The organism is Streptomyces sp. GDS52, from assembly GCF_052246875.1.
GTDB lineage: Bacteria > Actinomycetota > Actinomycetes > Streptomycetales > Streptomycetaceae > Streptomyces > Streptomyces cathayae.
In genome coordinates this window covers 2,616,721-2,641,619 of the sequence record NZ_CM125966.1, presented here as the reverse complement: position 1 = coordinate 2,641,619, position 24,899 = coordinate 2,616,721, and the positions used below count along the sequence as shown (strand labels likewise).

The 24,899-nt window shown below is 69.5% G+C and carries 22 protein-coding genes and 1 pseudogene; 12 read left to right on the top strand and 11 right to left on the bottom strand.

From position 1 onward, the window contains the following. Positions 1–77: 77 nt before the first annotated feature. From ACTWJ9_RS11850 to ACTWJ9_RS11830, 5 genes and pseudogenes are all read left to right on the top strand, one after another. A pseudogene (locus ACTWJ9_RS11850) lies at positions 78–206 on the top strand (DUF255 domain-containing protein); the annotation flags it as partial. A 153-nt stretch (positions 207–359) separates the two neighbouring features. Continuing rightward, entirely contained in the window at positions 360–1,622 is a 1,263-nt protein-coding gene (locus tag ACTWJ9_RS11845) for a DUF3696 domain-containing protein (RefSeq protein ID WP_387038654.1), read from the top strand. A 116-nt stretch (positions 1,623–1,738) separates the two neighbouring features. Further along, positions 1,739–2,638: a hypothetical protein gene (locus ACTWJ9_RS11840; protein WP_443295677.1), complete on the top strand. Its 900-nt coding sequence runs from the start codon at positions 1,739–1,741 to the stop codon at positions 2,636–2,638. A 2-nt stretch (positions 2,639–2,640) separates the two neighbouring features. Continuing rightward, on the top strand, positions 2,641–4,314 hold the full coding sequence (locus tag ACTWJ9_RS11835) for a DUF262 domain-containing protein (protein WP_279334226.1): 1,674 nt from the start codon (positions 2,641–2,643) through the stop codon (positions 4,312–4,314). A gap of 469 nt (positions 4,315–4,783) precedes the next feature. Continuing rightward, positions 4,784–6,823 (top strand): thioredoxin domain-containing protein, encoded by a 2,040-nt coding sequence (locus ACTWJ9_RS11830; protein WP_387038658.1) that lies wholly within the window; start codon positions 4,784–4,786, stop codon positions 6,821–6,823. 204 nt (positions 6,824–7,027) lie between these two features. Here the strand turns inward: ACTWJ9_RS11830 and ACTWJ9_RS11825 are convergent, their stop codons facing one another. The 3 genes from ACTWJ9_RS11825 to trhA are packed head-to-tail and all read right to left on the bottom strand — an operon-like array spanning position 7,028 to position 8,909. Continuing rightward, the gene (locus ACTWJ9_RS11825; protein ID WP_279334224.1) at positions 7,028–7,357 is read right to left on the bottom strand and encodes a hypothetical protein; all 330 of its coding nucleotides are present in this window, start codon (positions 7,355–7,357) and stop codon (positions 7,028–7,030) included. Positions 7,358–7,405: 48 nt separating this feature from the next. Next, positions 7,406–8,137, bottom strand: a complete 732-nt coding sequence (locus ACTWJ9_RS11820; protein WP_279334223.1) for a Mut7-C RNAse domain-containing protein — start codon at positions 8,135–8,137, stop codon at positions 7,406–7,408. 58 nt (positions 8,138–8,195) lie between these two features. Next, positions 8,196–8,909, bottom strand: a complete 714-nt coding sequence (gene trhA / locus ACTWJ9_RS11815; RefSeq protein ID WP_279334222.1) for a PAQR family membrane homeostasis protein TrhA — start codon at positions 8,907–8,909, stop codon at positions 8,196–8,198. A 380-nt stretch (positions 8,910–9,289) separates the two neighbouring features. On the opposite strand from trhA, the gene ACTWJ9_RS11810 reads away from it, so the two are divergent. Then, a complete protein-coding gene (locus tag ACTWJ9_RS11810; RefSeq protein ID WP_388703166.1) occupies positions 9,290–11,110 on the top strand; it encodes a phosphoenolpyruvate carboxykinase (GTP) in 1,821 nt (606 codons plus the stop codon). 202 nt (positions 11,111–11,312) lie between these two features. On the opposite strand, the gene ACTWJ9_RS11805 is transcribed toward ACTWJ9_RS11810, so the two are convergent. The 4 genes from ACTWJ9_RS11805 to ACTWJ9_RS11790 all read right to left on the bottom strand — a co-directional run bounded on the left by ACTWJ9_RS11805 (position 11,313) and on the right by ACTWJ9_RS11790 (position 15,251). Then, positions 11,313–12,761: an AAA family ATPase gene (locus ACTWJ9_RS11805; protein ID WP_443295676.1), complete on the bottom strand. Its 1,449-nt coding sequence runs from the start codon at positions 12,759–12,761 to the stop codon at positions 11,313–11,315. 191 nt (positions 12,762–12,952) lie between these two features. After that, positions 12,953–13,531: a maltokinase N-terminal cap-like domain-containing protein gene (locus ACTWJ9_RS11800; RefSeq protein WP_279334219.1), complete on the bottom strand. Its 579-nt coding sequence runs from the start codon at positions 13,529–13,531 to the stop codon at positions 12,953–12,955. Positions 13,532–13,631: 100 nt separating this feature from the next. Next, the gene (locus ACTWJ9_RS11795) at positions 13,632–14,108 is read right to left on the bottom strand and encodes an SRPBCC family protein (protein ID WP_279334218.1); all 477 of its coding nucleotides are present in this window, start codon (positions 14,106–14,108) and stop codon (positions 13,632–13,634) included. Between the two features lie 360 nt (positions 14,109–14,468). Continuing rightward, entirely contained in the window at positions 14,469–15,251 is a 783-nt protein-coding gene (locus ACTWJ9_RS11790) for an NUDIX hydrolase (RefSeq protein WP_387038665.1), read from the bottom strand. Positions 15,252–15,567: 316 nt separating this feature from the next. On the opposite strand from ACTWJ9_RS11790, the gene ACTWJ9_RS11785 reads away from it, so the two are divergent. Then, a complete protein-coding gene (locus tag ACTWJ9_RS11785; protein ID WP_387038667.1) occupies positions 15,568–15,909 on the top strand; it encodes a helix-turn-helix domain-containing protein in 342 nt (113 codons plus the stop codon). Positions 15,910–15,980: 71 nt separating this feature from the next. Here ACTWJ9_RS11785 and ACTWJ9_RS11780 read toward each other — a convergent pair whose 3' ends face one another. Together ACTWJ9_RS11780 and ACTWJ9_RS11775 are read right to left on the bottom strand one after the other, a co-directional pair. After that, on the bottom strand, positions 15,981–16,157 hold the full coding sequence (locus tag ACTWJ9_RS11780) for a DUF397 domain-containing protein (RefSeq protein WP_387038669.1): 177 nt from the start codon (positions 16,155–16,157) through the stop codon (positions 15,981–15,983). A gap of 1 nt (position 16,158) precedes the next feature. Next, entirely contained in the window at positions 16,159–17,013 is an 855-nt protein-coding gene (locus ACTWJ9_RS11775; protein WP_443295675.1) for a helix-turn-helix domain-containing protein, read from the bottom strand. A gap of 180 nt (positions 17,014–17,193) precedes the next feature. On the opposite strand from ACTWJ9_RS11775, the gene ACTWJ9_RS11770 reads away from it, so the two are divergent. The 3 genes from ACTWJ9_RS11770 to ACTWJ9_RS11760 all read left to right on the top strand — a co-directional run bounded on the left by ACTWJ9_RS11770 (position 17,194) and on the right by ACTWJ9_RS11760 (position 18,976). Continuing rightward, the gene (locus ACTWJ9_RS11770) at positions 17,194–17,403 is read left to right on the top strand and encodes a hypothetical protein (RefSeq protein WP_443295674.1); all 210 of its coding nucleotides are present in this window, start codon (positions 17,194–17,196) and stop codon (positions 17,401–17,403) included. Further along, the gene (locus ACTWJ9_RS11765) at positions 17,400–17,969 is read left to right on the top strand and encodes an ATP-binding protein (protein WP_443295673.1); all 570 of its coding nucleotides are present in this window, start codon (positions 17,400–17,402) and stop codon (positions 17,967–17,969) included. Before ACTWJ9_RS11770 ends, ACTWJ9_RS11765 begins: the two co-directional genes overlap by 4 nt. Before the next feature lie 134 nt (positions 17,970–18,103). Continuing rightward, entirely contained in the window at positions 18,104–18,976 is an 873-nt protein-coding gene (locus ACTWJ9_RS11760) for a hypothetical protein (RefSeq protein ID WP_443295672.1), read from the top strand. 103 nt (positions 18,977–19,079) lie between these two features. Here ACTWJ9_RS11760 and ACTWJ9_RS11755 read toward each other — a convergent pair whose 3' ends face one another. Both ACTWJ9_RS11755 and ACTWJ9_RS11750 read right to left on the bottom strand, forming a co-directional pair. Continuing rightward, the gene (locus ACTWJ9_RS11755; RefSeq protein ID WP_279334209.1) at positions 19,080–19,472 is read right to left on the bottom strand and encodes a hypothetical protein; all 393 of its coding nucleotides are present in this window, start codon (positions 19,470–19,472) and stop codon (positions 19,080–19,082) included. Positions 19,473–20,103: 631 nt separating this feature from the next. Then, a complete protein-coding gene (locus tag ACTWJ9_RS11750) occupies positions 20,104–23,349 on the bottom strand; it encodes a DNRLRE domain-containing protein (protein WP_443295671.1) in 3,246 nt (1,081 codons plus the stop codon). A gap of 373 nt (positions 23,350–23,722) precedes the next feature. Here ACTWJ9_RS11750 and ACTWJ9_RS11745 point away from each other — a divergent pair, with 373 nt between their 5' ends. Beyond that, on the top strand, positions 23,723–24,268 hold the full coding sequence (locus ACTWJ9_RS11745) for a hypothetical protein (protein ID WP_387038678.1): 546 nt from the start codon (positions 23,723–23,725) through the stop codon (positions 24,266–24,268). Then, positions 24,265–24,810 carry an SMI1/KNR4 family protein gene (locus ACTWJ9_RS11740; RefSeq protein ID WP_279334207.1) on the top strand — a complete coding sequence of 182 codons (546 nt, stop codon included), beginning with the start codon at positions 24,265–24,267 and terminating at the stop codon, positions 24,808–24,810. Before ACTWJ9_RS11745 ends, ACTWJ9_RS11740 begins: the two co-directional genes overlap by 4 nt. The last annotated feature ends 89 nt before the right edge of the window (positions 24,811–24,899 follow it).

Genomic DNA, 24,899 nt, shown 5'->3' with positions numbered 1-24,899 from the left:
CGAGACGGACCTTCCGGACCGAAATGCCCGGAAGGCCGAGACCTGGCTACGGTCTCGGTGACGGCAGGATGGAGCACATGGCGAACCGACCGGCCCACGAGACGTCCCCGTACCTCCTTCAGCACGCCGACAACCCCGTCGACTGGTGGCCCTGGTCGGACGAGGCCTTCCCACAGGCGCGCGAGCGGAACGTGCCCGTCCTGCTGGTTGGAATTCCGAGGCAGACGTCGGGCATCTGCGCAGCGGGAAGAGCGAAACTCGGGTGCCGGGCTTCCGGCGTCTGAGAGTATTGCCGCAGCTACGCCGACGCGTCGTCGGGGCGGCGTGCGCTGGACGTGGTGTGAGGGAACGGAGCCCAGGTGTCGTTGGAGAGGTTCTCGCTGGAGAACTATCGCTGCTTCAGAGAGAAGCAGGAGGTGGAGCTCGGCAAGATTACCATCGTGCTGGGTCGGAATAATTCCGGCAAGAGCGCTGTCGTGCGAGCGCTCCCGCTTCTGTCCATCGGTATCCGCGGCGACTCCTCGTATCCTCTGGACCTGGAGCTGGTTCAGGGCTTCACTCCCTCGTTCGCCGATCTGATCCACGGCTCGTCACCCCATGGGCACATTCGCCTGGGCGCATCGATCGGCATCGAGGGTGGCGAGGTCGTCAGTGCCACCGCCGAGGTCCAGAACATCGCCAACCAGGGAATGCAGCTGGTTTCCTCGTTGGAGATATCCTGCGGGTCGGAGGTCGCGAACATCTCCTGGATTCCCGGCATCGACGCCTACTCTCCCGAGAAGCGCGCTTATCTTATCGACGGCCATGAGGGCAAAGTTGGATTTAGCGGGCTGCTGCCCGATCCGGCCGACTGGCCGGACTCCGTCGGCGGTGTCTGCGGAGTCACCGGGCTGATTCGGGAAGGCCTTGACGAGATCCGGTATCTGGGTCCGTTCAGGAAGAGTCCGGAGCGCTTCTTCCGGTCTCCGGTCAGAACCCTGGGCAGCGTCGGCTACAGGGGGGAGAGGGCCCTCGGCGTACTCGCCGCGGATGAGATGTACGGGCGCGGTCTGATCGGCCGTGAGGCGAACACTCTGCTGGAAAGCATCTTGCCTGGCTGGCGCCTCGAAGTCACCGATGTCGGCTCCGGGATGTACATCCCCAAGCTGCGTTCCTTGCGCGACCCCGATCTCCTCGTCCACATCGATGACGTCGGCACCGGTGTGGTCCAGTTCCTGCCGATAGTCATCCAGCGAGCCGCAGACCGCGTGGAGTCGCCTGCCGGACCTGTGATCGAGATCGTGGAGGAGCCCGAACTCCATCTCCATCCTTCGGCGCACGCCGCGATCGCCGATTTCTATGTTGACGCCGTGCAGGAGTCGCAGGTGCGCTTCCTGGTGGAGACGCACAGCGAGAACTTCCTCCTCAGGCTGCGTCGACGGGTTGCGGAGCGGAAGCTGGCGCCGGAAGACGTGAAGATCTACTTCGTCGAGCAGACCGAGGGGGCCGCTACCCTGCGAAAGATCGAAGTGGATGCCCTCGGCAACCTCGACTACTGGCCGCGGGGAGTCTTCGCAGAGGACTTTGAGGAGGTTCGCGCCCTCGCGGACGCGCAGGCGAATCGGATCAACGATGCGCGTTGAGATTCCGGTCGAGCTGCTGACAGACCGTCAGGGTGACGAAAACGCAGAGCTCATATTGAAGCTGATCGCGTTCTTCAGGGAGGCGCGGCATGAGTGGGTGATCTCCCCCCCGTGATGTGGAGGCCGTCCATGCGTTCCTGGAGCGTCACGTCCCGGTCCTGGCGCAGATCTACCTGCTGCTCGCGCAGAAGGCGAGCATGGCTCAGGCTTGGGCGCCGCACGGGGGTACCACCGGCGTGGTCAGGGTGACTGGCGAGACGCTGGCAGCAGACATCCGCGACTTGGAGCGGCCAGCTGTGCTGGTCGTGGAGAACGCGATCTACGACTGGCAGATGATCGAGGCGCTCGCGCGCCTGTTGGGCTGCGAGGACGTCGTCGACGCCAAGGAAGACAGCCGCCTCGGTGTGTACAACGGAGGCGGCAAGGACGGCGCGACTCGGCATGCCGTCGATCAGGCCGCGCAGTTCTCCAGGACCAAGCGTGTGGTCCTAGTCATCGACAGTGACAGTTTCCACCCCACGGACCGGACCGCCAATCATGAGAAGGCTGAAGTCGCGGCCCGCGAAGGCGTCAATTCGCACGTCCTCAGCTTCCGGGAGATGGAGAACTACATTCCCAACCGGGTCCTGGCCCGCCAGCCGAAGAAGACCGTAGGAATGTCCTCCATGGCCAAGCGCCTGGAGTCCCTCAAAAACTTCTCGACCGAGCAGCGCGCCCACTTCGACATGAAGCATGGATTCAAAGGGAAACCGCAGAAGGGCCCCGACAGGAAGGGGCGGCATTCCGGGAAGGTGGGGGCGACCTACGTCATTCCCACGCGCCACGGTGATCTGTACGAAGAAGTGGCGGAGCAGGATCTCATCACCCTCCAGGATGGATTCGGGACGGACTTGCCGGATCTGTTCCTGCAAGAGGTGATGCGCGGCGGCATATCGGATCGGGACCTGGATGGCCTGGGACCCGGAGCGAAGCAGGAATTGCAATCGATGTTCGAGACGATTCGGGGCGTGATCTGAGCATGGGAGATGTCGAGGTGGTTAAGGATATCTCGGTGGTGCCGGAGGTCCATTTCCTGGAGCAGGTGCTGGAGCGGATTTCACAGGGCGAGCTGCGGGTGCCGAAGTTCCAGCGCCCTTTCCTGTGGCGCCCCGAGCAGATGCTTCAGCTCTTCGACAGCATGGAGCGCGGCTATCCGATGGGAAGCCTGCTCATCTGGGAGACCACCATGCCGCTCGAAAGCCTCGACACCATTGGTGGGCGCAGAATTCCGCCGGCACCAGGGGGGGCGAAGGTCGCCTATGTGCTGGACGGTCATCAGCGGCTCTCGACGCTCTTCGGCGTACTCCACCGCTCAGCTGACGCTCCGCGGTCCACGCGGCAGGAGGACTGGATGTGGTGGGTCTACCGGCCGCTCGTCCGGTCGGAACACGACGGCTTGCGTTACCGCCACTGGAAGAGTGGCGAGGAGGTGCCCAGCCACTTCCTGCCTATGCGGTCCGTGCTGGGGACTCTGGACTTCCTCGAATACGCACGGAAGCTGTCCGATGTCTCCGCCTCTCGTGAGGAGGCCGACCGCCTCACCACGGAGAGCGAGCGCATCGCGAAGCGGGTGAAAAACTACAAGGTCTCCGTGGTGCGTATGGAGGGCGGCACTCTCCAGCAGGCCATCGAGGTCTTTTCCAGGATCAACAGTAGTGGCCAGAAGATGCGTCCCGACCAGATGGTTTCCGCTCTGACCTACGGGACCATCGGCTCGGAGACGCTCAGCGACAAGATGGAGGAGATCAAGGGACGGGTCGCCGCTTCTGGCTTCGGCGAGATCCCGATCATGACGATCTTTCAGACCGTCCTTGCGCTGTCCGGCGAGGAGGACGTGCAGCGGGACACATCCTGGGAGACGATGGCCCGCAAGGTACAGGGCCAGCTCATGACCGCAGTGACGGACACAGACCTGACCCTCCAGCAGGTAGTCGAGTTCCTGCAGAACGAGGTCCGAGTCCCGCTGGCCCGCTTGGTTCCCTACAACATCCAGATCATGCTGCTCGCCGTCTTCTTCCACTTCTCCGGCAAGGTCGAAGCGGAGCAGCGGGTCAAGCTCCGGAACTGGTTCTGGACAACGTCGCTGGCGGGCACCTTCGCCGGGTCCACCACCACCCAGGTCCGGAACTTCATCATGGAGATGAAGGCTTTCGCCCGGGGCAAGGGCGGGCTCAGCTACTCCGGTGAGCGGGCCCGTTCCTTCCCCGAGCGCTTCGACCTGCGCAGCGCGCGCGTGCGCGCCTACCTCCTCTGGGATCTGCAGACGTTCCCGGAGCGGAAGAACCTCGACGGCGGCACCGCCAACGTACTGGAGCAGTTTGCGACGGCACACAGCGAGACCTATCGACACATCATCACTCAGAGTGGGGTCCCAGGGGCGTCCAGCCCCGCCAACCGGATCGTCATGACGACACCGCCAGGCGTGTCGATTCGGCAGGCGCTTATCAGACTCGCAGAGGAGGGGAGGACCGACATCCTGGACTCACACGGAGTCAGTCTCGCGTCCATCGAGCACCTCAAGGCCGACGAGTTTACCGACTTCATTCTTGCGCGCCAGCACGAGCTGGCCGCGCGGGAGCGGCAGTTCATCGAGAGCCTGGGCATCAAGTCGGCGGACACGGAGGTCGGGGAGGCCGATATCGACACAGAGTAAGGGTCAGCGAGTCCAGGCTTGTACAGCCTCGAAGGCACAACGGGGATTTCCCTACCCTGACTCGACGCCCAGCGGCACGACGCGATCCTGTGTGTTCACGTCACTCTGCCGCGGTGTCGGAGCCCCGGAGGTCGCGGCAGGAAGCGAGGATCACTCGGACATCACTCACTTCCTCCTCGGTTTCCAGGGCTGTTTGCTGGATTCGGCGAGGGGCTCGTCATGTGCTTCCTGGACCGTCGCTGCCGGGCTGCTGCGGTCGTTCGGCGAGACCAACGCTTGGGTCTGGTGCCGGAGATACGTGATGTCGTCGTGCACCATGTCTCCGGCATTATGGTGCGCATCCATGTCGCCCTCTTCTGGGCTGGACATACCCTCATGCCGAGCAACGGCGGGTGGGCACACCTCGGTCAAGAGGACGGGGCGTGCGGGTTCCACAGGCTAGGCAGGGGTGGTGTGAGAGTCTGGGCGCATGAATCGGCTGGCTGGTGTGACCTCGCCTTATTTGCTTCAGCATGCTGAGAATCCCGTCGACTGGTGGCCCTGGACGCCAGAGGCGTTCGAGGAGGCGCGGCGGCGGGATGTGCCGATCCTGCTCAGTGTCGGCTACGCCTCGTGCCACTGGTGCCATGTCATGGCGCACGAGTCCTTCGAGGACCGGGCCACCGCCGACTATCTGAACGAGCACTTCGTGAGCGTCAAGGTGGACCGCGAGGAGCGCCCCGACGTGGACGCCGTCTACATGGAGGCCGTGCAGGCGGCGACCGGGCAGGGCGGCTGGCCGATGACCGTGTTCCTCACCCCGGACGCCGAACCGTTCTACTTCGGCACCTACTTCCCGCCCGAGCCCCGGCACGGCATGCCGTCCTTCCGGCAGCTGCTCCAGGGCGTGCACCAGGCCTGGGAGGAGCGCCGGGAGGAGGTCACCGAGGTCGCCGGGAAGATCGTGCGGGACCTGGCCGGGCGGGAGATCTCCTACGGCGACGCACAACTCCCGGGCGAGGAGCAGCAGGCGCAGGCGCTGCTCGGGCTCACCCGGGAGTACGACGCGCAGCGCGGCGGGTTCGGCGGAGCGCCGAAGTTCCCGCCGTCCATGGTGCTCGAGTTCCTGCTCAGGCATCACGCCCGCACCGGCGCCGAAGGCGCCCTGCAGATGGCGCGGGACACCGCCGAGCGCATGGCCCGCGGCGGCATCTACGACCAGCTCGGCGGCGGTTTCGCCCGCTACTCCGTCGACCGGGACTGGACGGTGCCGCACTTCGAGAAGATGCTCTACGACAACGCCCTGCTCTGCCGCGTCTACGCCCATCTGTGGCGGTCCACCGGCTCCGGGCTCGCACGCCGGATCGCACTGGAGACCGCCGACTTCATGGTCCGCGAACTGGGCACGCCCGAGGGCGGGTTCGCCTCCGCGCTGGACGCCGACAGCGACGACGGGAGTGGCAAGCACGTCGAGGGCGCCTACTACGTCTGGACGCCGGAGCAGTTGCGCGAGGTGCTCGGCGAGCAGGACGCCGAACTCGCCGCGCGGTACTTCGGGGTGACGGAGGAGGGCACCTTCGAGGAGGGTGCCTCGGTGCTGCAACTGCCGCAGCAGGACGAGGTGTTCGACGCCGACCGGATCGGCGGGGCCGGCGGGGTCAGGGAGCGGCTGCTCGCGGCGCGGGGCGCCCGTCCGGCCCCCGGCCGGGACGACAAGGTCGTGGCCGCCTGGAACGGGCTGGCGATCGCCGCGCTCGCCGAGACCGGCGCCTACTTCGACCGGCCGGACCTGACCGAGGCCGCGGTCGCCGCCGCCGACCTGCTGGTCCGGGTGCACCTCGACGACCACGCCCGGATCGCCCGGACCAGCAAGGACGGCCGGGTCGGCGCCAACGCGGGTGTCCTGGAGGACTACGCCGATGTCGCCGAGGGCTTCCTCGCGCTGGCCTCGGTGACCGGGGAGGGGGTGTGGCTGGAGTTCGCCGGTCTGCTCCTCGACCATGTGCTGGCCCGCTTCACCGACCCGGAGACGGGCGCCCTGTACGACACGGCCTCCGACGCCGAGCGGCTCATCCGGCGCCCGCAGGACCCGACGGACAACGCCGTGCCGTCCGGCTGGACGGCCGCCGCCGGGGCGCTGCTGGGGTACGCGGCGCAGACCGGATCCGCGCCGCACCGCACCGCCGCGGAGCGGGCGCTGGGCGTGGTGAAGTCGCTCGGTCCGCGGGTGCCGCGGTTCGTCGGCTGGGGTCTCGCGGTCGCCGAGGCGGCGCTGGACGGTCCGCGGGAGGTCGCGGTGGTCGGCCCGGCGCTCGACGACCCGGCCACGGCGGCCCTGCACCGCAGGGCGCTTCTGGGGGTCGCCCCGGGCGCGGTGGTCGCCGTCGGCGCGCCGGAGGGCGACGAGTTCCCGCTGCTGGCCGACCGGCCCCTGGTGGGGGGTGAACCGGCCGCGTACGTCTGCCGTAACTTCACCTGCGAGGCGCCGACCACCGACCCCGACCGGCTGAGCACGGCCCTGGGCGGCTGAGGCGGCGGACGTGTCGGGGCGGCGTGTGCTCGGCTCACCGGTCGACGGCGGGTGGGACCACGCCGGCACCCGGCGGAGCACCGTCGACCGGTCCACCGTCGGGGCCGCCGCCCGGTCTCCCGGGCTGAGGCCGGTGCCACGGCTCGGCCGGTCCGGCGCCGGGTGCCGCCGAGGACGTGGGCCGGGCGCCGTGGCGGACGGGGATCAGGCGCCGCTGAGGATGAGCGCGCCCATGGTGAGCATGGCGGCCCACTGCACGGCGACGGCCCCGGACCTGGCGGGTAGCCACCGGGTCCGGGGCCACGCCGTGGCCAGTACCCCGGCCACGAGGGCGGTCACGAAGAAACCCGGGGTGAGCCCGTCCGGCACGCCGGAGCACTGCTCGCCGTAGGCCAGGCAGCGGCTGCCCCGCTCGGTGGACAGGACGACGATCCAGGCGAGGACCACGGTGGGCAGCAGCAGGACGAGTCCGGCGACGGACCATACGGTCAGCGTGCGGGTGGCGGAGTGCGGCGGCGGTGCGTTCGTGCTCATGCCGTCATCCCACCGCGCCGGCCGGCGCCCGGACATCGGCCGGGGTACTCAGCGGCCCTGAGTGCTCCGGCTCAGCGCGCGCTCCACGATCGCCTCCAGCTGGTCGTGGTGGGCGCCCCGCCAGTAGGCGCGGCCGCAGTCGGCGCACCGGGCGAACACCTTGTACGAGCGGTGCGTGCCGCTCTTCAGCTGGTCGGCGACCTCGTCCTTGGTGGCGGGGCCCAGCAGGCCGTTGCAGGCGGTGCAGCGGGTCCAGGGGCGCAGTTCGGGCTGGAAGCGGTCCAGTACGTAGGGGAGTTGCTCCTCGGGCCCGGTGCTGTAGACGAACGCGCCGGCCCACAGTTCCCGGCGGCGCAGCAGGCCGCGGTCGCGGCTGAGCATCACCCGCTGTTCGGCCGCCGAGCGGGCGGCCAGCGCCGGGTCGCCGATGTCCGTCGACTCGTACGCCGTGTCCACGCCCAGCAGCCGCAGCCGGCGGGCCAGCGTGCCGAGGTGCACGTCGAGCAGGAAGCGCAGCGGGGCGCCGGGCACCCGCTGGGGGAGCGCGACGGAGCGGACGGTCACCGACTCGCCGGCGGCCGGGGTGTGCGAGACGGGCACCTCGCGGCCGTCCACGAGCAGCGTGCCGACCTCGGTCAGCGGGACGCCGAGCGACTCGACGACGTGACCGAGGGTGGAGACGCCGTCGATGACGGCCTGCGTGGCGCCGGTGGACCGTGCCCGGGGCACGAAGACGAGCAGTTCGGGGGCGAACTCGACGTGGATCTCGGGACCGTTCACCTGCTCAGGATGTCATGAGCGCGGTGCGCGGCCCCGGGGTTTTCCGGGTGTTCCCGGTTCAGCCGTGCTGGTAGGCCACCAGGGAGATGCCCACGTAGTGGGCGATGAAGGCGGCCAGGGTGAAGGAGTGGAAGACCTCGTGGAAGCCGAACCAGCGCGGTGACGGGTTGGGCTTCTGGATGCCGTAGATCACCCCGCCCGCGCTGTAGAGCACCCCGCCCACGATCACCAGGACCAGGACGGCGATGCCGCCGGTGCGCATGAAGTCGGGCAGGTAGAAGACGGCGGCCCAGCCCATCGCGATGTAGCACGGGGTGTAGAGCCAGCGCGGGGCGCCCACCCAGAACACCCGGAAGGCGATCCCGGCGAGGGCGGCCGCCCAGATGCCCCACAGCAGCCACTGGCCCTTGGCCTCCGGCAGGAGCAGCAGGGTGAGCGGGGTGTAGGTGCCGGCGATGATCAGGAAGATGTTGGCGTGGTCGAGGCGGCGCAGCACCCCGTCCATGCGCGGACTCCAGTCGCCCCGGTGGTACAGGGCGCTCACGCCGAACAGCAGGCAGGCCGTCAGCGCGAAGACCGCGCAGGCGATGCGGCCCCGGGTCGAGTCGGCGAGGGCGACGAGCACCAGCCCGGCGACCAGGACGGCGGGGAACATGCCCAGGTGCAGCCACCCGCGCAGTTTGGGTTTGACCGGGTGCGGGAGGGAGGTCTCTACCGGACCGCGGCCTTCGGCCTGCGGGTCCGCGGGTGCGTCGGAGGCGAACGCTGTCATGACCGCATCGTACCTACGGAACCGTAAGTTGCGGAGCGGTGCGCCTGCTTGGCCGTGACGTGGTGGTCATCCTCTCACGCCGCACGGGAGTGACCGGCCGCGCAAAGGGCCCGCAAAGAACCCGCAAAGGGGCGGCCTGCCGCACGTCATGCGTACGCAACGTGAACGTAAAGGAACCCGGCGTACGTGCGCGGGCCCCCGGAAAGCGTGGTCAGCGTCACTTTGCTCACCTGTGCATCCCTCTGGACAGATGGGCACTCGCATCAGAGGATCAAATGAGTGCGGTCGGCACCGGATGAGCGCCGAACACCCACCGTGAAGCATCCGGGCCGCAGCCCCCACGGGGCCTCTCCACCAGAAACCCTCACTTAGGAGCAATCGTGGCGCGCGACATCGCGGCTCCCACCGTCCCCACCGACCACCAGGGACTGATCTCCTGGGTCAACGAGATCGCCGAGCTGACCCAGCCGGACCGTGTGGTCTGGTGCGACGGTTCCGAGGCCGAGTACGAGCGGCTGAGCGAGGAGCTCGTCGCCAAGGGCACGTTCCGCAAGCTCGACCCGATCAAGCGCCCCAACTCCTACTACGCCGCCTCCGACCCCAGCGACGTCGCCCGCGTCGAGGACCGCACCTTCATCTGCTCCGAGAAGGAGGAGGACGCCGGCCCCACCAACCACTGGAAGGCCCCCGCCGAGATGCGGGAGATCTTCACCGGTGAGAAGGGCGTCTTCCGCGGCTCCATGAAGGGCCGCACGATGTACGTCGTGCCCTTCTGCATGGGCCCCCTCGGCTCGCCGCTGTCCGCGATCGGCGTCGAGATCACCGACTCCGCGTACGTCGCCGTCTCCATGCGCACCATGACCCGCATGGGGCAGCCCGTCCTGGACGAGCTGGGCTCCGACGGCTTCTTCGTCAAGGCCGTGCACTCGGTCGGCGCCCCCCTGGAGCCCGGCCAGCAGGACGTCCCCTGGCCCTGCAACCAGACCAAGTACATCTCGCACTTCCCCGAGGACCGCGAGATCTGGTCCTACGGCTCCGGCTACGGCGGCAACGCCCTGCTCGGCAAGAAGTGCTACGCCCTGCGCATCGCCTCCGTCATGGCCCGCGACGAGGGCTGGCTCGCCGAGCACATGCTCATCCTCAAGCTCACCCCGCCGCAGGGCGAGTCGAAGTACGTCGCCGCCGCCTTCCCCTCCGCCTGCGGCAAGACCAACCTCGCCATGCTGGAGCCCACGATCTCCGGCTGGACCGTCGAGACGATCGGCGACGACATCGCCTGGATGCGGTTCGGCGAGGACGGCCGCCTCTACGCCATCAACCCCGAGGCCGGCTTCTTCGGCGTCGCGCCCGGCACCGGCGAGCACACCAACGCCAACGCGATGAAGACCCTGTGGGGCAACTCCGTCTTCACCAACGTCGCCCTCACCGACGACGGCGACGTGTGGTGGGAGGGCATGACCGAGGAGACCCCGGCCCACCTCACCGACTGGAAGGGCAACGACTGGACCCCCGAGTCCGGCACGCCCGCCGCCCACCCCAACGCCCGCTTCACCACGCCCGCCGCGCAGTGCCCGATCATCGCGCCCGAGTGGGAGGACCCCAGGGGCGTACCGATCTCCGCGATCCTCTTCGGCGGCCGCCGCGCCACCGCCGTACCGCTGGTCACCGAGTCCTTCGACTGGAACCACGGCGTCTTCCTCGGCGCCAACGTGGCCTCCGAGAAGACCGCCGCCGCCGAGGGCAAGGTCGGCGAGCTGCGCCGCGACCCGTTCGCCATGCTGCCGTTCTGCGGCTACAACATGGGCGACTACATGGGCCACTGGGTCGACGTCGCCAAGGACAAGGACCAGTCCAAGCTGCCGAAGATCTACTACGTCAACTGGTTCCGCAAGAACGACGAGGGCACGTTCGTCTGGCCCGGCTTCGGCGAGAACAGCCGCGTCCTGAAGTGGATCGTGGAGCGCCTGGCGGGCAAGGCGGACGGCGTCGAGACCCCGATCGGCGTCCTGCCGACCAAGGAGGCCCTCGACACGGACGGCCTCGAACTGGCCGACGCCGACCTGGAGTTCCTGCTCAGCGTCGACAAGGAGGTGTGGCGCGAGGAGGCCGCGCTCATCCCCGAGCACTTCAACACCTTCGGCGACCACACGCCCACCGAGCTGTGGGACCAGTACCACGCCCTGGTGCAGCGCCTGGGCTGAGCGCCCGGCACACAGACTCCGCGGCCGGTTGGGATGGGATGCCCTGACCAGCGATCGTCACGACCGGCCGCGGGACACACCGGCGAGGCCCCGTACAACGGCGTGCGGAGCCCTGGGCCTGTCGTCACCCTCCCGCCCGCCCCGGCGGACCGGGGCGACGGCAGGCCTTCGCCCATGTCCGGCCACGTCCAACCCGGTCCTGCTACGCCCCCCGGTACAGCCGCTCCAGGTCCACGAGCACCACCTCGCCCCGGTCGGCGGCCGCCCGCAGTTCGGGGGCGAAGCCCGCGCCGCTGTAGCAGGCGGGTCTGGCGTGGCGGGTGTCCACGCCCTGTGCGGCGAGCAACTCCAGGATGCGGCGCAGGCGCTGGAGGTGCCCGAGGTGCATGACCTTGTGCCATTTCGCCTCGCCCACGGACAGCAGGATGCCCTGGTCCTGGCCGATCGCACCGTGCACCACGACATCGGCCTCGAGGCCGGTGCGGTTCACCGGGTCGGCGACGGTTCCCGAGGCGACCTGGATCGGCATGCCCCCGAACGTCCCGGGGTCCGCGTGCCACTCGACCCACTCGCGGCACAGCCGCTCGAAGTGCGGGCCCACGACCTTGCTGAGGAACGTGGAACGGCTGTGCTCCCAGACCTTGGCGGCCCCTCGCCGGCGGCTGAGGAGAGCCGTCTCGGGCCGTACCACCGCATGGTGGAAACTGATCAGCGGCTCCGCGACGTGGTACGTGGTGCGGTTGCCGCGGAAGGCGTCGGGCTCGGCGGTCAGCAGACCGCAGTTCCGCAGGACGGTCAGGGGCAGCGAGATGTCCGTGGCCTTGCGACCCACCGCGCTCGCGATGCCGCCACTGGTGCGGTTGCCGCCCGCGACCGCGGCCAGGACCGAGTGGTACAGCGACCGGTTGCGCAGGTCCGGCTCGGCGGCGAGCAGATACGGCGCCTCACCGTGGATCGGGCGCGCCGGGTTGAGCACGGTCCGGCAGACCCAGGCGTCGAAGTCGTCGGGACCGTCCGGTACGTCGTCGTCGACGAACTCCCTCCGGTACGCGGGGGTCCCGCCGACGATCGCGTGGACGAGGACCGCCAGCCGGAAGTCGTCGATGCCCCAGAACTCGGCGGCCTCCCGGAAACCGAGCGAATGCACCACGAGGTCGAGACCGGCCCGGCCGTAGAGCGGGGAGGCCCCGGAGAGCAGCCCGCCCATGAACGACATCGCACTGCCGCACAGCAGGATCCGGGGCCGCTCCGTGCGGTGGCGCTCGGAACGTACGCCGAGGGCGGCCTGCAGCTGGGACGGGAGGGCGGGGGCGTTCCGCACCAGGTACGGGAACTCGTCGATCACCACCGGCAGTGGCCGCTCCTCCGCCAGCCCGAAGAGCATCTCCAGCGCCTCGCCCCAGTTCGCCGGCCGAGGGGGGACGGCGGTCCCGGTGAAGCGCGCGACCGCTTCGCCCAGCAGGTGCAGGGACTCGGTGGCCGACGCCTCGACCGCGGCGTAGTAGAAGCCCCCGGTGGCGTCGGCCAGCGCCTGCAGCAGGAAGCTCTTGCCCTGACGCCGACGGCCCGACACCACACCGAGCCGGGGCCCCGCGCCCTCACCGGTCGCGAAGGCGGTCAGCTCGCTCCACTCCCACTCCCGGTCGAACATGTCCGGCGGTCTTGGCAGACTGCGTGCTGGGGGCCGGGCCATCGGGCACCTCCCTGATCTCGGAGGCGCACCCCTCTTAGAGGCGTACCTCTTAGAAGTACACCTCTAACAACGAGACGAACCGGCCCCGGTCACTCCCGAAGGCGCACGAAGGCGGCCGCCCGCACGCTCACGCTTGTGCGTGTGGCCCCTTACCGCGGCTCCACAGCGGCGAGCACACCCCGCGCAGCCGTTCCGTTCGGCCAGGTCCATCCGGCGACGAGGTGTCCGGACGGCCTCTGCACGGCCTCCGCCGGCTGCAGGACGCGGTTGACGTGAACGTCGAACGCGTCGTCGAGGCCGGCGCCGTGCACGGTGACGGTCGGGTCAGGGGCGTCGCTCTCGCTCTGGTGCTGCGGCATCGCCTCGCCGCGCAGGAGTGCACGCAGCTGCGCCGTCACCACCGGGTCGTGGACGCCGTCGTAGACCCAACGGGTGCCGAGCACCCCGTGCTCCGCGGTGCCGATCAGCGCCTCGCCCGGGACGCCCTCCAGCGCCGCACCGCGGTAGCTCATCGGTACCAGATACGCCACCGGCTCCCGCGCGGTGGTGTCCACCACGACCATGAACTCGATCCCGACCGCGCCCTCCGGATCGTCCAGACGGAATCCGCCGGCCTTGACCAGTTCCGGCGTTCCCGCGTCGCCCACGTACCAACTCTGCTTCGGTAGCCACTCGGTGAGCAGTTCCCGCTTGGTGGGCGTCATGGTGGTGCGGTGGATTAAGGCCATGCGAGCTTCCTCAGGCGTAGGTCCGGAGCCCGTCCTCCGACGGGTTGTGATCGAACCTATAGGAAAGGGCACGCTCCCCGAGCGGCAGCAACCTGGAACCTCATCCGCTCCGGGTGCTCTGCAGAGCACCACCGGCACTGCCGTGATGCTCGCGTACCGCGATCCGGGCCAGCTTCGTCAGCATCATGCCGTTGCGGATCGAGACGAGGTAGTCCACGGGGAGCCCGTGCATCCGGGTGCCGGGGCCCCGCAGGGGATGCCAGTCGAGAAGGAAAAGGGTGCTCTCGCCCCAGGGGATCAGGTGCATGGCGATGCGGGCCGCTCCGAAGGGATCCGCCTTCGCCTCCAGCTCCAGGCGGCGTCGCGGCTCGCAGATGCGTACGACGCAGACGTCCTCGAGGGTCAGAGGGCCGAGCCCGACCCGGACCTCCAGGCGGGCGCCCACTTCCGGCCAGTGCGGGTCCGCGGCGGTGGCCTGCTGCGTCCCCGAGACCCATTCCCCGTAGCGCCGGCCGTCGGACAGCAGGTCCCAGACCCTGGACGGCGAGCTCAGGATCAACCGGCGATTCCGGGCCACACCGACCACGCTCCTTCTTTCCGTCGACCGGTACCCATGACCACGCTGCCAGGCGTGGAACGCCTCCCCGGCCGCTCAGCGTGCTCCTCGACGCTAACCGCGCCGCACACCGCCGGCACCCGCGACAGTGGCCGGGCCCGGCACCCGCACGGCAGCGAGCACGACCGGTTCACCAGCGCGGATCACAACCCTGGCCGGCGCTGCCCCGCCGACCGGCGCTGAGCGGCGGGCTCGCCCAACCAGGTGACGGCAGCGACCATCGGACGGCTGGTGCGGATCGACTCCACCCTCGGCCGAGCCCGGGGAGACGTGACCGCCGAGGCCCACCTCGCCTGCCACGGCCGGAGGCCGGCCTCGGGTTCATCCACCACCTGGCCGAGGTCGCGGTGCCCCGCGACCTGTGACGGGCCCGCCCGTCCGACCGGTGGGCCGGAACCGGCCGTGGAGACGGAGGACCGGTTCCAGGTAGGCCACCCGCGGACCACCGAGGCCGGTCAGGTCGGTGCGGGAGCGGACGAGGGCGAGGCGGTCCAGTTCCGGGACGCGGCCGAGGGCGTGTTCGGCGGAGGTGAGGGCGGCGAAGCGCTCGTGCAGCCAGGGCTCCGGCCGGGGCGGGGCCTGGAACAGGACGCCGACACTGCCGTTCGCGCCCCGGGTGACCTGCCAGGGGGTGAGGTCGTCGGCAGGGGTGTCGACACCGGTCTCCTCGGCCAGCTCCCGGGCCGCATGCCGACTGAGGGCGGCCAGGTCGAGGGGCTCGCCGTCCGGCGGGGGTTCGACCGAGCCGCCCGGCAGCTGCCAGCGGCCGGGTGCGGTCGTCCAGGACGCCATCCGCCCCACCAGCAGGCGCCCGTCGTCCGCCGGCTGCGCGACGGCCACGAACAGGGACGGCAGCCGCACGGACGCGCCGGGCACTCTGCGCAGGACGTAGAACCGGTACGTCGCCCGCACCCAGGTCAGGACGAGGCCGTCACGTGCGTCGTGTTCCAGGCCCGTACACCCGGCCACCGGCCCGTCGAACAGGGCAGGGTTGACCCGGACCGCCGCATCCCAGGCAGCGTCCATGGCCCGGCGGTCCTCCGGCGACAGCTGAGGTGTCAGGGCTTCGACCAGCCGCAACCGGTCAGCGACGAAGAGGTCCATGCCGGGACCGTACCGGGCCCGCCCGGCAGGTCGTGGAAGGGCAACCGCCGGGCGTGAGCCGTCCTGAACGCCCCAGAGGAACTCATCGGCCTTCCGGAAGGCGCCAGGGGCCGGGAGCTGTGCCCGACGCTTGTCGACGCTGCCATACGCCTCACCCCGAACCGCACCGCGGTCCTGCTGACCGTCTTCCGCCAGACGAGAATGCGGGAGGACGCCGAGGCCAGGCGCGCGAAACTACGCAGAAGGTCTGCGAGGCGGAACACGAACCGGCCCACGAGGAGTTCATTCGTACCGTCGACGAGGGAGAAGTGGAGCGATGAGCCACAGCCGCTGGAAGAGCCTGCGTGAACGGAAGCTCGCGGAGGGCCTCACCGAGCCGGAGGACGTGGCCGAGGCGCGGCGCGAGATCCGCCTGTCCATGGCACTGGCGAAGGCTGTGTACGACCGGCGGACGGAGCTCGGGCTCACCCAGACCGAACTGGCCGACCGCGCCGGCCTCACCCAGGCCAAGATTTCCCGGATCGAGGGTTCCGACACCGTCCCCACGCTGCCGCTTCTTGCCAAACTGGCAAAGGCCCTGGACGCGACGCTGAAAATCGCCCTGGGCAACGACGACACCCACGTGACCTTCACCGCTCACGACACCGACGCAGCCTGAGGGGCCGCCGGGGGCAGCTCACCGGCCTGCCCGCGCAGCCGTTTTTCCGGTGAACCAGCGCTGAAGCCGTGCTATTTGAGGAACGTGACGAACGACGTCCAGGCCGGGGCCGTGACGGTGAGGACCGGTCCGTGCGGGACCTTGGAGTCGCGGACGGGGACGACGCCGGTGTGGGCGTCGCACACTTCGAGACAGTCTCCGCCGCTGCCGTTGCTGTAGCTGCTCTTGCGCCAGACGGCCGTGCTCAAGTCAGTTCCGTGGTTTGCCATTTCGGTCATCCTCAGCCACTTGGTCCATCAGGGCGAGGGACGCCTTCGGAGGCAGTGCGGCGGCCCTGAGCAGATCGTACGACCTGCGGTACTCCTTCACGAGGCCCGGATCGTCGATGGTGTCCCCGCTGTGCAGTGCCTCCGTGTAGACCAGGGGCGGGGCATCGGGGAAGGTCATGATCTTTGCTGTGCCCAGCATGAAGGGGTGTGCCCCGCAGTTCCACGGAAGGATCTGGGGAACGATCCGGTGCCGTCGGGCCAGCGTCGCGATGTGCTCCAACTGCTCCGCCGCCTGCTCCGGCGGGAGGATCGGCTGGCGCAGCACCGACTCGGACAGGATGACCCAGTACACCGGGGTCTTGTGGTCCTCCTCGAAGAGACGAGCGCGCACCAGCCGGGCGGTGGCCTTCTCCTCCACCTCCTCGTCCGGTGCCAGTGGGTGCGTCGCTCGCACCACGGCCCGCGCGTACGCATCAGTCTGCAACAGGCCCGGGACCAGGGTCGGACACCACTCCTCAATGGTCTCCGCGTGCTTCTCCGCCTCCAGCACCCGCTCGAAGTAGCTCGCATGCCCCCGCCGTTTCGCCCTGCGCACGTCCTCGCAGCGGCGTCGGAAGAAGCCGTCCGTGCTGAGCACCTTGTCGACGTGGTCGGCGAGTTCCGCCGGCATCCGGCGCGTCCCCCGTTCGATCTCGCTGAGGTGGCTCGGGCCGTAGAAGCTGCCCTCGACCAGTTGCTGGAGCGTCAGCCCCGCCTCCTCCCGCTTCCATCGCAACTCGCTGCCGTAGAAGGTCGGGACGCCCGTCGAGCCGTCGATGTCCTTGCGCTGCCCCATCGTTCACCGTCCTTGGTGTGCCGTTACCGCCCGCTGCCCGGCGTTCCCCGGCCCATGCCGACTCCTGCCGGGCATACGTGCAGTTCAGGGCCGGGAGCCCGGACCCCTGTCACGCTACGGAATCCGGCGTCAGAGTGTGAGCGGTTCGTCACACAACGCACTGGAAGGTGTGAACTCCCCATGCACGACCACCACCCCGCCTCGGCCGATGCCTGCGTCGAGGAGCTGCGGGACGCGCTCGCCGCGCACGGCATCACGCTCCCGTCCCTCGGCGTCGACATCCCGACCTTCGCGGCCCGCTACCCCACCCGACCGCTGATCGCGCTCGGCAACTGCAACCTGCTCACCGCCCGCGCCCTGACCGCCGTCCTCCGCAAGGGGGACGCGTGAGGCGACCACCCCTGACACTGGAACTGCTCGCCACCCCGGCGGCCGTGTCCGGAGTGCGCCGCGCCCTGCGCGACTACGGCGTCGACGTCCAGCTCTGCGCGAGCGAGCTCGTCACCAACGTGATCCGGCACCTCGGCGAGGGCCTCCCCGTCACCGTGCGGGTGTCCTGTGACGGCGGCCGTACGCGACTGGAGGTCACCGACCCCGACCCGTGCGCCCTGCCTGTCCTCCGCGAGGCGGTCACCGTCGACGACGAGTCCGGCCGGGGGCTCGCCCTGCTCGACGCGCTGGCGCTGCGGCGGGGCGTGACGCGGGGGCCCCGCAGCAAGACCGTGTGGTGTGAACTGGCGGCGCAGCCGTCAGGGGGCGAGCGCAGCGGACACCCGGTCGAGCCGGGCGGGCGGCAGGGCGAAATGGTCGGCGGGATTGCGGTAGGAGTACTCGCCGTCGTTGATGCGGACACCGTCCCCTCGCACGGACCAGGTGGAGGGCCCGGGTGCTCCCTGGTTCTCCACGAATGCGGTGGCGAGCGCTTCGGGGTCCTCGACGCCGACGAGGGCACGTAGCGCCGAGGCCAGTCGCTCGGCGGCGTGGTGGCCGGGCATGACGCCACCGGATGTCGGGATTGTCCGCCGGGGTGATCGAGGGGTGGGCGCTGTTGTACAGTCCGCGCCCCCGTCGTGACGTAAGGAAAAGGTCCATGCGAACTCGTCCCGGACGCACCGCCGCGCTCGCCCTCCCGATCGCCCTCACGCTGGTTGCGTGCGGCGCGGAGACGGACGACGCGAAGACCCGGGAGACGACCTCGCCGCCTGCCCGTGAGGCGTCCGAGCAGCCCCGGGCGCCCGAGTCCGCGGAGGACTTCCTCGACCTCGCCGAGAAGGCGATGGCCGAGGAGCCCGCCTGGAGCTTCTCCGTGACGGGCGAGGAGGGGCTGACGCTCCAGGGGCAGAAGAGCGCGGCGACCTACGAGGGCAGCCTCCGGCGTGCTGTCGGGCGGGTGGCACTGCACTCGCAGGGCGTCAGCACCAACAGCAAGGGCACGAAGAAGACCGAGGAGCTCTACGTCGTCGGCGACGCGGGGTATCTGAAGGAGGGTGCGGCCGGCTGGAAGGCCGTGTCTCCCGTCGCCCCCGAGATGCGGAACAAGGTAGAGGACCCGATCGCGGTCGTCGACGCGTTCCGGACGTACGCGCGGACTGCCGACGGCGAGGTGAAGGTGACCGAGACGGAGGGCGGCGACACGGTCGAACTCCGTGTGGTGAGCGGCGAGCAGAAGCTGAGTGCCGTCCAGGACCGGGCGTGGGCGAAGAAGGCCGAGCGCGAGTTCGACCCGACGGCCGAGCAACTCCGCGTGGCGGGCGTCCCGGTCGAGGACGGGCAGGTGACGCTCTCCGGCCTGGAGGAGGTGCTGGTCCTGGATGCGACGTCGTACCGGATCGAGAGCCACCGTCTCGACTTCGGCTTCCTGATCCCGTACAACGGCCAGGACATCACGTTCGAGCAGAAGGTCAGCGAGGCGAACCAGGGCCCGTACCGGGGGAAGATCGAGCTTCCGGCGGACGTGCGCTGACGCGGAGTTCCCTGCCCGCACCCGAGTGGTGGGCGGCCGGGTGCGGGCGCTACGGGGTCAGGGCCGAGGACGGCACTGACGTCCCGGCGGTGACGGGACGGCGTCAGGCGGCGGTACGCCGGCCCCGTCCGTGCAGGGTCAGGTAGAAGGTGCGCAGCGACTCCTGTGAGCTGCCCGCCGTGAAGCAGTTGCGGACCTTGCCGAGGGGGTTCCACACCCGCCCGTCCGGCATCCGTACGCCGACCGGCTGCCCGAAATAGGCCTGCTGGGCGGCGTCGAAGTCGACCCACTGCGCGTCCGCACGGCGGACCAGCACCTCACCGACGTAGGCCCCGAGCCCTAACAGCGCACCGCTCACCCGCGCCTCGTCCACGCCGTCCCTGCGCAGCCCGTCGACCAGGAAGTCGACGAGGCGGAGGCTGGCCACGGAGTAGTCCAGCGGGAGCCGCTTGCGGGTGGTGACGCGACTGACGAAGGTCCCTGCGCATGTCCGCATGTCCTCTGCACGCGGAAGTCGATCGCTCACATCACTCACAGGACCGCTCCCCCTCCACTCGATTCGGGGAGAGCTCCCGCCGTCCCCCATCAGATCAAGCGGATCCGGCCTTGGAAGCATCACGGGTCACGGACGTGCGGAATCCCACATGAAGTCCCGCGAAACCGGTACAACCTTTTCACGTGCCATGCGTCGTCTTCGAAAACTGTCCGTCGCTGAAGCCGTTCCCAGCCCGTCGGGGCAAGCGGCTGGCGACGGGATGGTGGTGGCCGGCCACCACGGGACGGCTGGTGCGCTACGGGGCCGCAGCGATGCGGCTGCAGGTGATGCTGCTCGCCCATGACTCGCGTGTCAGAGGCCTGGCCGCCCGGCCGCTTGAGCTGCCGCTAGCCCCGCCGTTTCGCCTGAGCGGTGTCCGGATCTTGGGCGAGAACACGAAAGTGCCTTCTGACCTGGGACGACAGGGCTTGTCTAAGGCTTCTGTCGTTCCAGCAGGAAGGCACTTTCTGCGTGCACACCACCGCCTCGCGTCTCCGGCTCGTCGTCTCGGCCGACGGCCATGGAGTGGTCAGCCACGCCGGCTCCCGCCTGTTGGCCGCTCTGGCCGATGCCACCGGCCTGGCCGCCGCCTTCAACGACGTGCTGCGCAGGCTGCGGCCACGGGGTACCGGACACGCCCCGGGCGGATCGCCGTGGACATAGCCGTGATGCTCGCCGACGGCGGCGAAGCAATCCGTGACCTCGGCATCCTGCGTGACCAGCCGACGGTGTTCTGGACCTCCCAGGTCAGCGTGTACTCGGTGCGCTTGTTGCCGGAGGCGGAGTTGATCGGCGTCTTGACCTGTGCGGGAATGGTGACGGAGGCGCCGGGAGCGAGATCCTGCGGCAGCGCGGTGCGGATCTGGTTGCCGCCGGTGGTGACGTCGGTGCCGTCCGGCAGTTCCCACCGGTAGGTCAGCTCGTTTCCGGCCGCCGTCCATTCCTGGTCGGTGGTGTTGGTGAGGGTGACGTCGACGGTGTAGGTGGTGTTCGGCGTCATCCGGGCCGGCGTGCCCGGTGCGTGGTACGTCGACTCGGGTGTCGTGTCGATGTAGGTGACGACCAGCTCGGGCCGCAGCCGCTGCTCGGGTGCCTCCGAGGACAGGAAGACCGAGCGCTCCTGTGCGGCGGCCTCGTCGACCGTCTTGATCGCGACGCCGTGCCGGGTGTCCGGGTCTCTCACCCAGCCCTGCGCGAGGGAGGTGACGTCCCAGTCGTGGCGGGACGGGTCGTTGCTGATGGCGCCGATGTCGGAGACCGCCTCGCCGACGTCACCGCCGGGGGTGGTCCAGGCGGTGGCGGCGGTGGCCCTGTTCCAGGTCGCCGACTCGTCGAAGTCCCGTGTCAACGGGCGTAGTTCGTAGACCGCTCCGGCGGCGCTCCGGGTCGATTGAGTGCCCCAGAGGCGGACGGTGGCCTGCAGGACCCGTGAGGAGGCGGGGAGGTCCAGGTCGCCGAAGTCCAGCAGGGTGCGGGTGTTGCCGTAGGGGGTGGAGTTGTTGCCGACCGTCAGCCAGGGCTGAGGCCCGTACTCCTCGAACGTGTCGTGGGGTGTGGTCGGCTGGGCGGAGGTCAGGGTGGTGTCCTGGCCGGCGGTGATCACCTTGGTGGTGCGGCCCGCCTTCGGCAGCCGCACCAGCTGGGTCGGCGAGGCGATGACCTGGCCGTCCTTCGTCTTCACCGCGACCATGTAGTAGTAGGCCCGGCCGAACGGGTCGGCGCTGCCCACCGCGGTGGGCACCGCCGTGGTGTCGGTGAAACCGTTCGCCGACGCGTCCACCGGAGCCACCAGGGTCGCCGCCGACGGCGTGAACGACTGGAAGACGGAGCGGTGGACCTGGTACTCGACCAGGTCGTCGGCCGTGGAACCGGCGTCCGGGTCCCGGTAGTCGGACCAGTGCAGCTCCGCGCCCGTGGAGTGGATCACCGACGGGCTGTCCAGGTTCACGCCCTGGCGGCCGAAGGTCAGTACCAGACGCGGGTAGGTGGCCGTCTCACCGCCGTAGCCGAACTCGCTGCCCTCGTACCGCGGGCCGCCCTGGGGACCGTTACTGCTCTCGTCGCCGGCCTTGACCACGAAACCGTGGTTCTCGTACGTGCCGTCGATCCACTGCTGGACCGTCCTGGCCACCGGGAACGAGTGCCAGGTGCTCACCTCGCCCGGCTTCTTGGTGACGACGCTGCCCTTGGTGAAGCGCACCGCGTCCGCGACGACCGCGGTCGACGCGGAGGCCGGGCCGTCGCCCAGCACGACCTTGCCGGTCGTGCCCGCCGTGAACGGATGCGACCCCAGGGTCTTCCACACCCCGCCGCTGCCGGACTTCTGGTCGACGGTGTACTGCTTCGACCCGCCCTCGTAGGTCACCGTGTACGGGGCGTCGGTGGCCCGGTCGACGGCGGGCACGTTGTGCACCTCGACCTGGTAGGTGCCGTCCTCCGGCAGACTCGGCTGCCAGGTGTACGCATCACCGGCCACCGAGTCCTTGTTGTACAGGTAGTCGCCGTTGACGGCGTACTGCGTGTAGTCGGTGTTCCCCGACGCCGGCCACGCACCCACCGCCGCGGTGCGGCCCGCGTCCCCGTCGTCCACGACGACGGACGTGCCGGACAGCTCGCCTGTGATGTCCTGGGCGTTGTCCCAGGTGGCCGTCTCCTCGCTCCACTCCTGGGTGGCCCGGTGCGCCTCAAGGCGTACCTCGCCACCGGAGGTGGTGTGCGTCTGGTCGTAGTACAGCCGCAGGTCGGCCGCTTCCACGCGCGTCCCGGCCGGTATCTGGGACAGCGGGAACCGCAGCAGCGCACGCGAGGAACCACTCGACGTGTTGCCGACCGACAGACGCCAGTTGTTGTCGTAGTTCGACGCCGGACCGTCCGAGGAGATCATCACGTCCTGCGCCGTCGTGGGCGTGGGAGCGATCTCGATCGTCGGGTCGATCGTGACGGGGTACTGGCGTTCCTTCGCGGCCAGCCACTTCTCGTCCGGGGTGAGGGTCAGCATCCAGCCGCCCCCGGCGTTGGTGAGCTTCTGCCCGACCGCGGTGCTGTACGTGGTGCCGTACGGCGACGAGGCGTCCTTCTTCGAGTCCGTCATGAACCCGGCCGGGATCACCAGCACGGGGTCGGCGGACTCGCCGTAGAAGTGGACCGCGCCGTCCCTGGTCTGTTTCGGCCTCAGCCCGTCCACGTCCAGCTTGAACGTGAACGTCACCGGCCCGGACGGCCGTTCGTCCAGGACGATGTTCTCCTTGACCCGCCCGGCCCCCACCTCGTAGGTGAGGTCCGCGCCGTCGACCGCGTCCCGGTAGGTGACCGTGCTGCCCTTGGCCACCGGTTTCAGCGCGTCCGCGCCGGGCAGGCCCATCGTCACCGACCGGCCGTCACCGGCCTCCACCCGCAGCAGCCTGTCGGCGTCCGAACCGAACCGGCTGTGCAGCGTGTTCGTCGTGTTCGCGAAGTCGAAACCCTTCGCCCGCGACGCCCGCACGGACGTGTCGATCGCCTTCCACGCGGCCTTCTTGCCACTGCCGTGGCGGTAGGCGGTCGGTACCGCCGACAGTTCCATCTCGGTCCGGCCGTCGGACAGCTGCCAGTACCGGGCGTTCTCGGTGCGCCGGTCCGTCAGCTCCTTGACCCGCTTCGCCTTCGGCGCGTTCTTCCCCTTCGGCAGCTTCTGCCGGTCGGCGACACCCGCGTCCGAGGGCGGCGGGGCCGACGGCGACGCCTCCTCGCCGTCGTCCCCGCCCAGCCAGTCGGTGAGCGACTCGAGCACGCCCTTGCCGTCACCGTCCGACGACGGGCCGGACGACGCATACGCGACCTGCGGCAGCGTGGTACTCACCACCGCAGCAGCCACAAGACAGGAGATCCATCTCCCGTATCGGACTTTCACGTCCCATGCCCTTCCCTTCGCGACGCACCCGCCTCCCAGGAAGTCTGGAATCCGGGCATGCCGAACCACCGGACGGGAATTCCCGACCGGACCGCTTCGCGGAATCAGGTGAAGCGGGGCATGTCTAATCACGCGCGAAAGGCTGCGTCAACCACTTTCCCATTTCGGTCGATTGGCTGATGATCCGGAAGGGCGCCGTTCCGAACGTTGAATTTATGTCCGCTTTGTCCGGGGGGTGGACCCGGCGGGTCGGCATGCGGTATAACCGCCCGGTTCCCTGCGGGAGGCACGTGCAAAACAGTGCCCGACGAAAGCCGGCTCCATGCCAACGACGGAAAACACAGCAGAAGCAGCGGAAACGGCCGGCCCGGAAAACCCCGGAAAGAATGCGGCCACCCCGGCCGGCGAATCGGCCGAAAAGCGTCGAGGTGGCGACCGGGCCGGATTCCTCGCCGCCGGAGCGGTCCTCGCCGTCTGTCTGGGGCTCGTCCTGTACGGCACCCTCGGCACGACCGGCGACACTGAACCCGAACGGCCGAAGGCCCCGACGGCCGCCGTGACGTACCAGGTGACCGGTGAGGGCCGTGTCGACGTCAGCTATCTCGCCCGCAGCGAGGAGGGCAGGGCAACCGTCGAGAAGGACATCGCACTGCCCTGGAAGAAGACCGTCCAGGTCCCGCTCGGCCGGTCGCCCATCATCGGCATCGTCCTCGACGGCAAGGGCGGCCAGGCCCGCTGCGCCCTCGCCATCCGCGGCGCTCACGTCCAGAGCGCCACCGCGTCGGGCACCTACGGCCGCGCCACCTGCGCCGGTGAACTCCCCGCACCAGCCGATGTCGACTCACCGTCGAACAGCACGCTGCCGTGACGGCCGCGCCTGATCAGCGTCCTGTCGAGGCCACCCTCGACTTCCTGCGTTCCGCGTTCGGGCCCGAGTGGCGTGAGCCTCCCCTCGGCCATGAGGGCGTAGCCGTGTGGGAGACCGAGAACCGGGTGACGCTCCCGGAGCCGTACAGAACCTTCGTTGCGGAGATCAGCAACGGGTGCAGCCTCGGTCCCGCAGAAGACGGCGGTCTGCAGCCGCTCGGGTGGCTGCCGGAGAGTTGGCCGGACCTCGGTCCGCGGCAGCCGGGAGAACTGTTCCCCCTGGAGGCGTCCTGGCAGTGGGAGGACGACGAGACGGTCGATCCTGAGGGCGATCCACGCACCGATGCCGTGTACACCAAGGGGTCGGTCGTTCTCGGCTCGGAGGACGGGCAGTTGTTCTGGGTGCTGGTGACCGCGGGGCCCCGCCGGGGCGAGGTCTGGATGGTGGCCGACGTGGGAGCCGGCCCGGTGCCCGGGGATGACGCATGGGGCTTCGAGCAGTGGGTGCGGCAGTGGCACTCCGGTGAGGCTTGGTCGGCCTGAACGGCTGCCTCGGACGCCGTCGAAACACGTGGACAGAGCCAATGGCGCATGCGGCCACCAGGGTGACGGTGATCGCTGCTGCCCCCGCC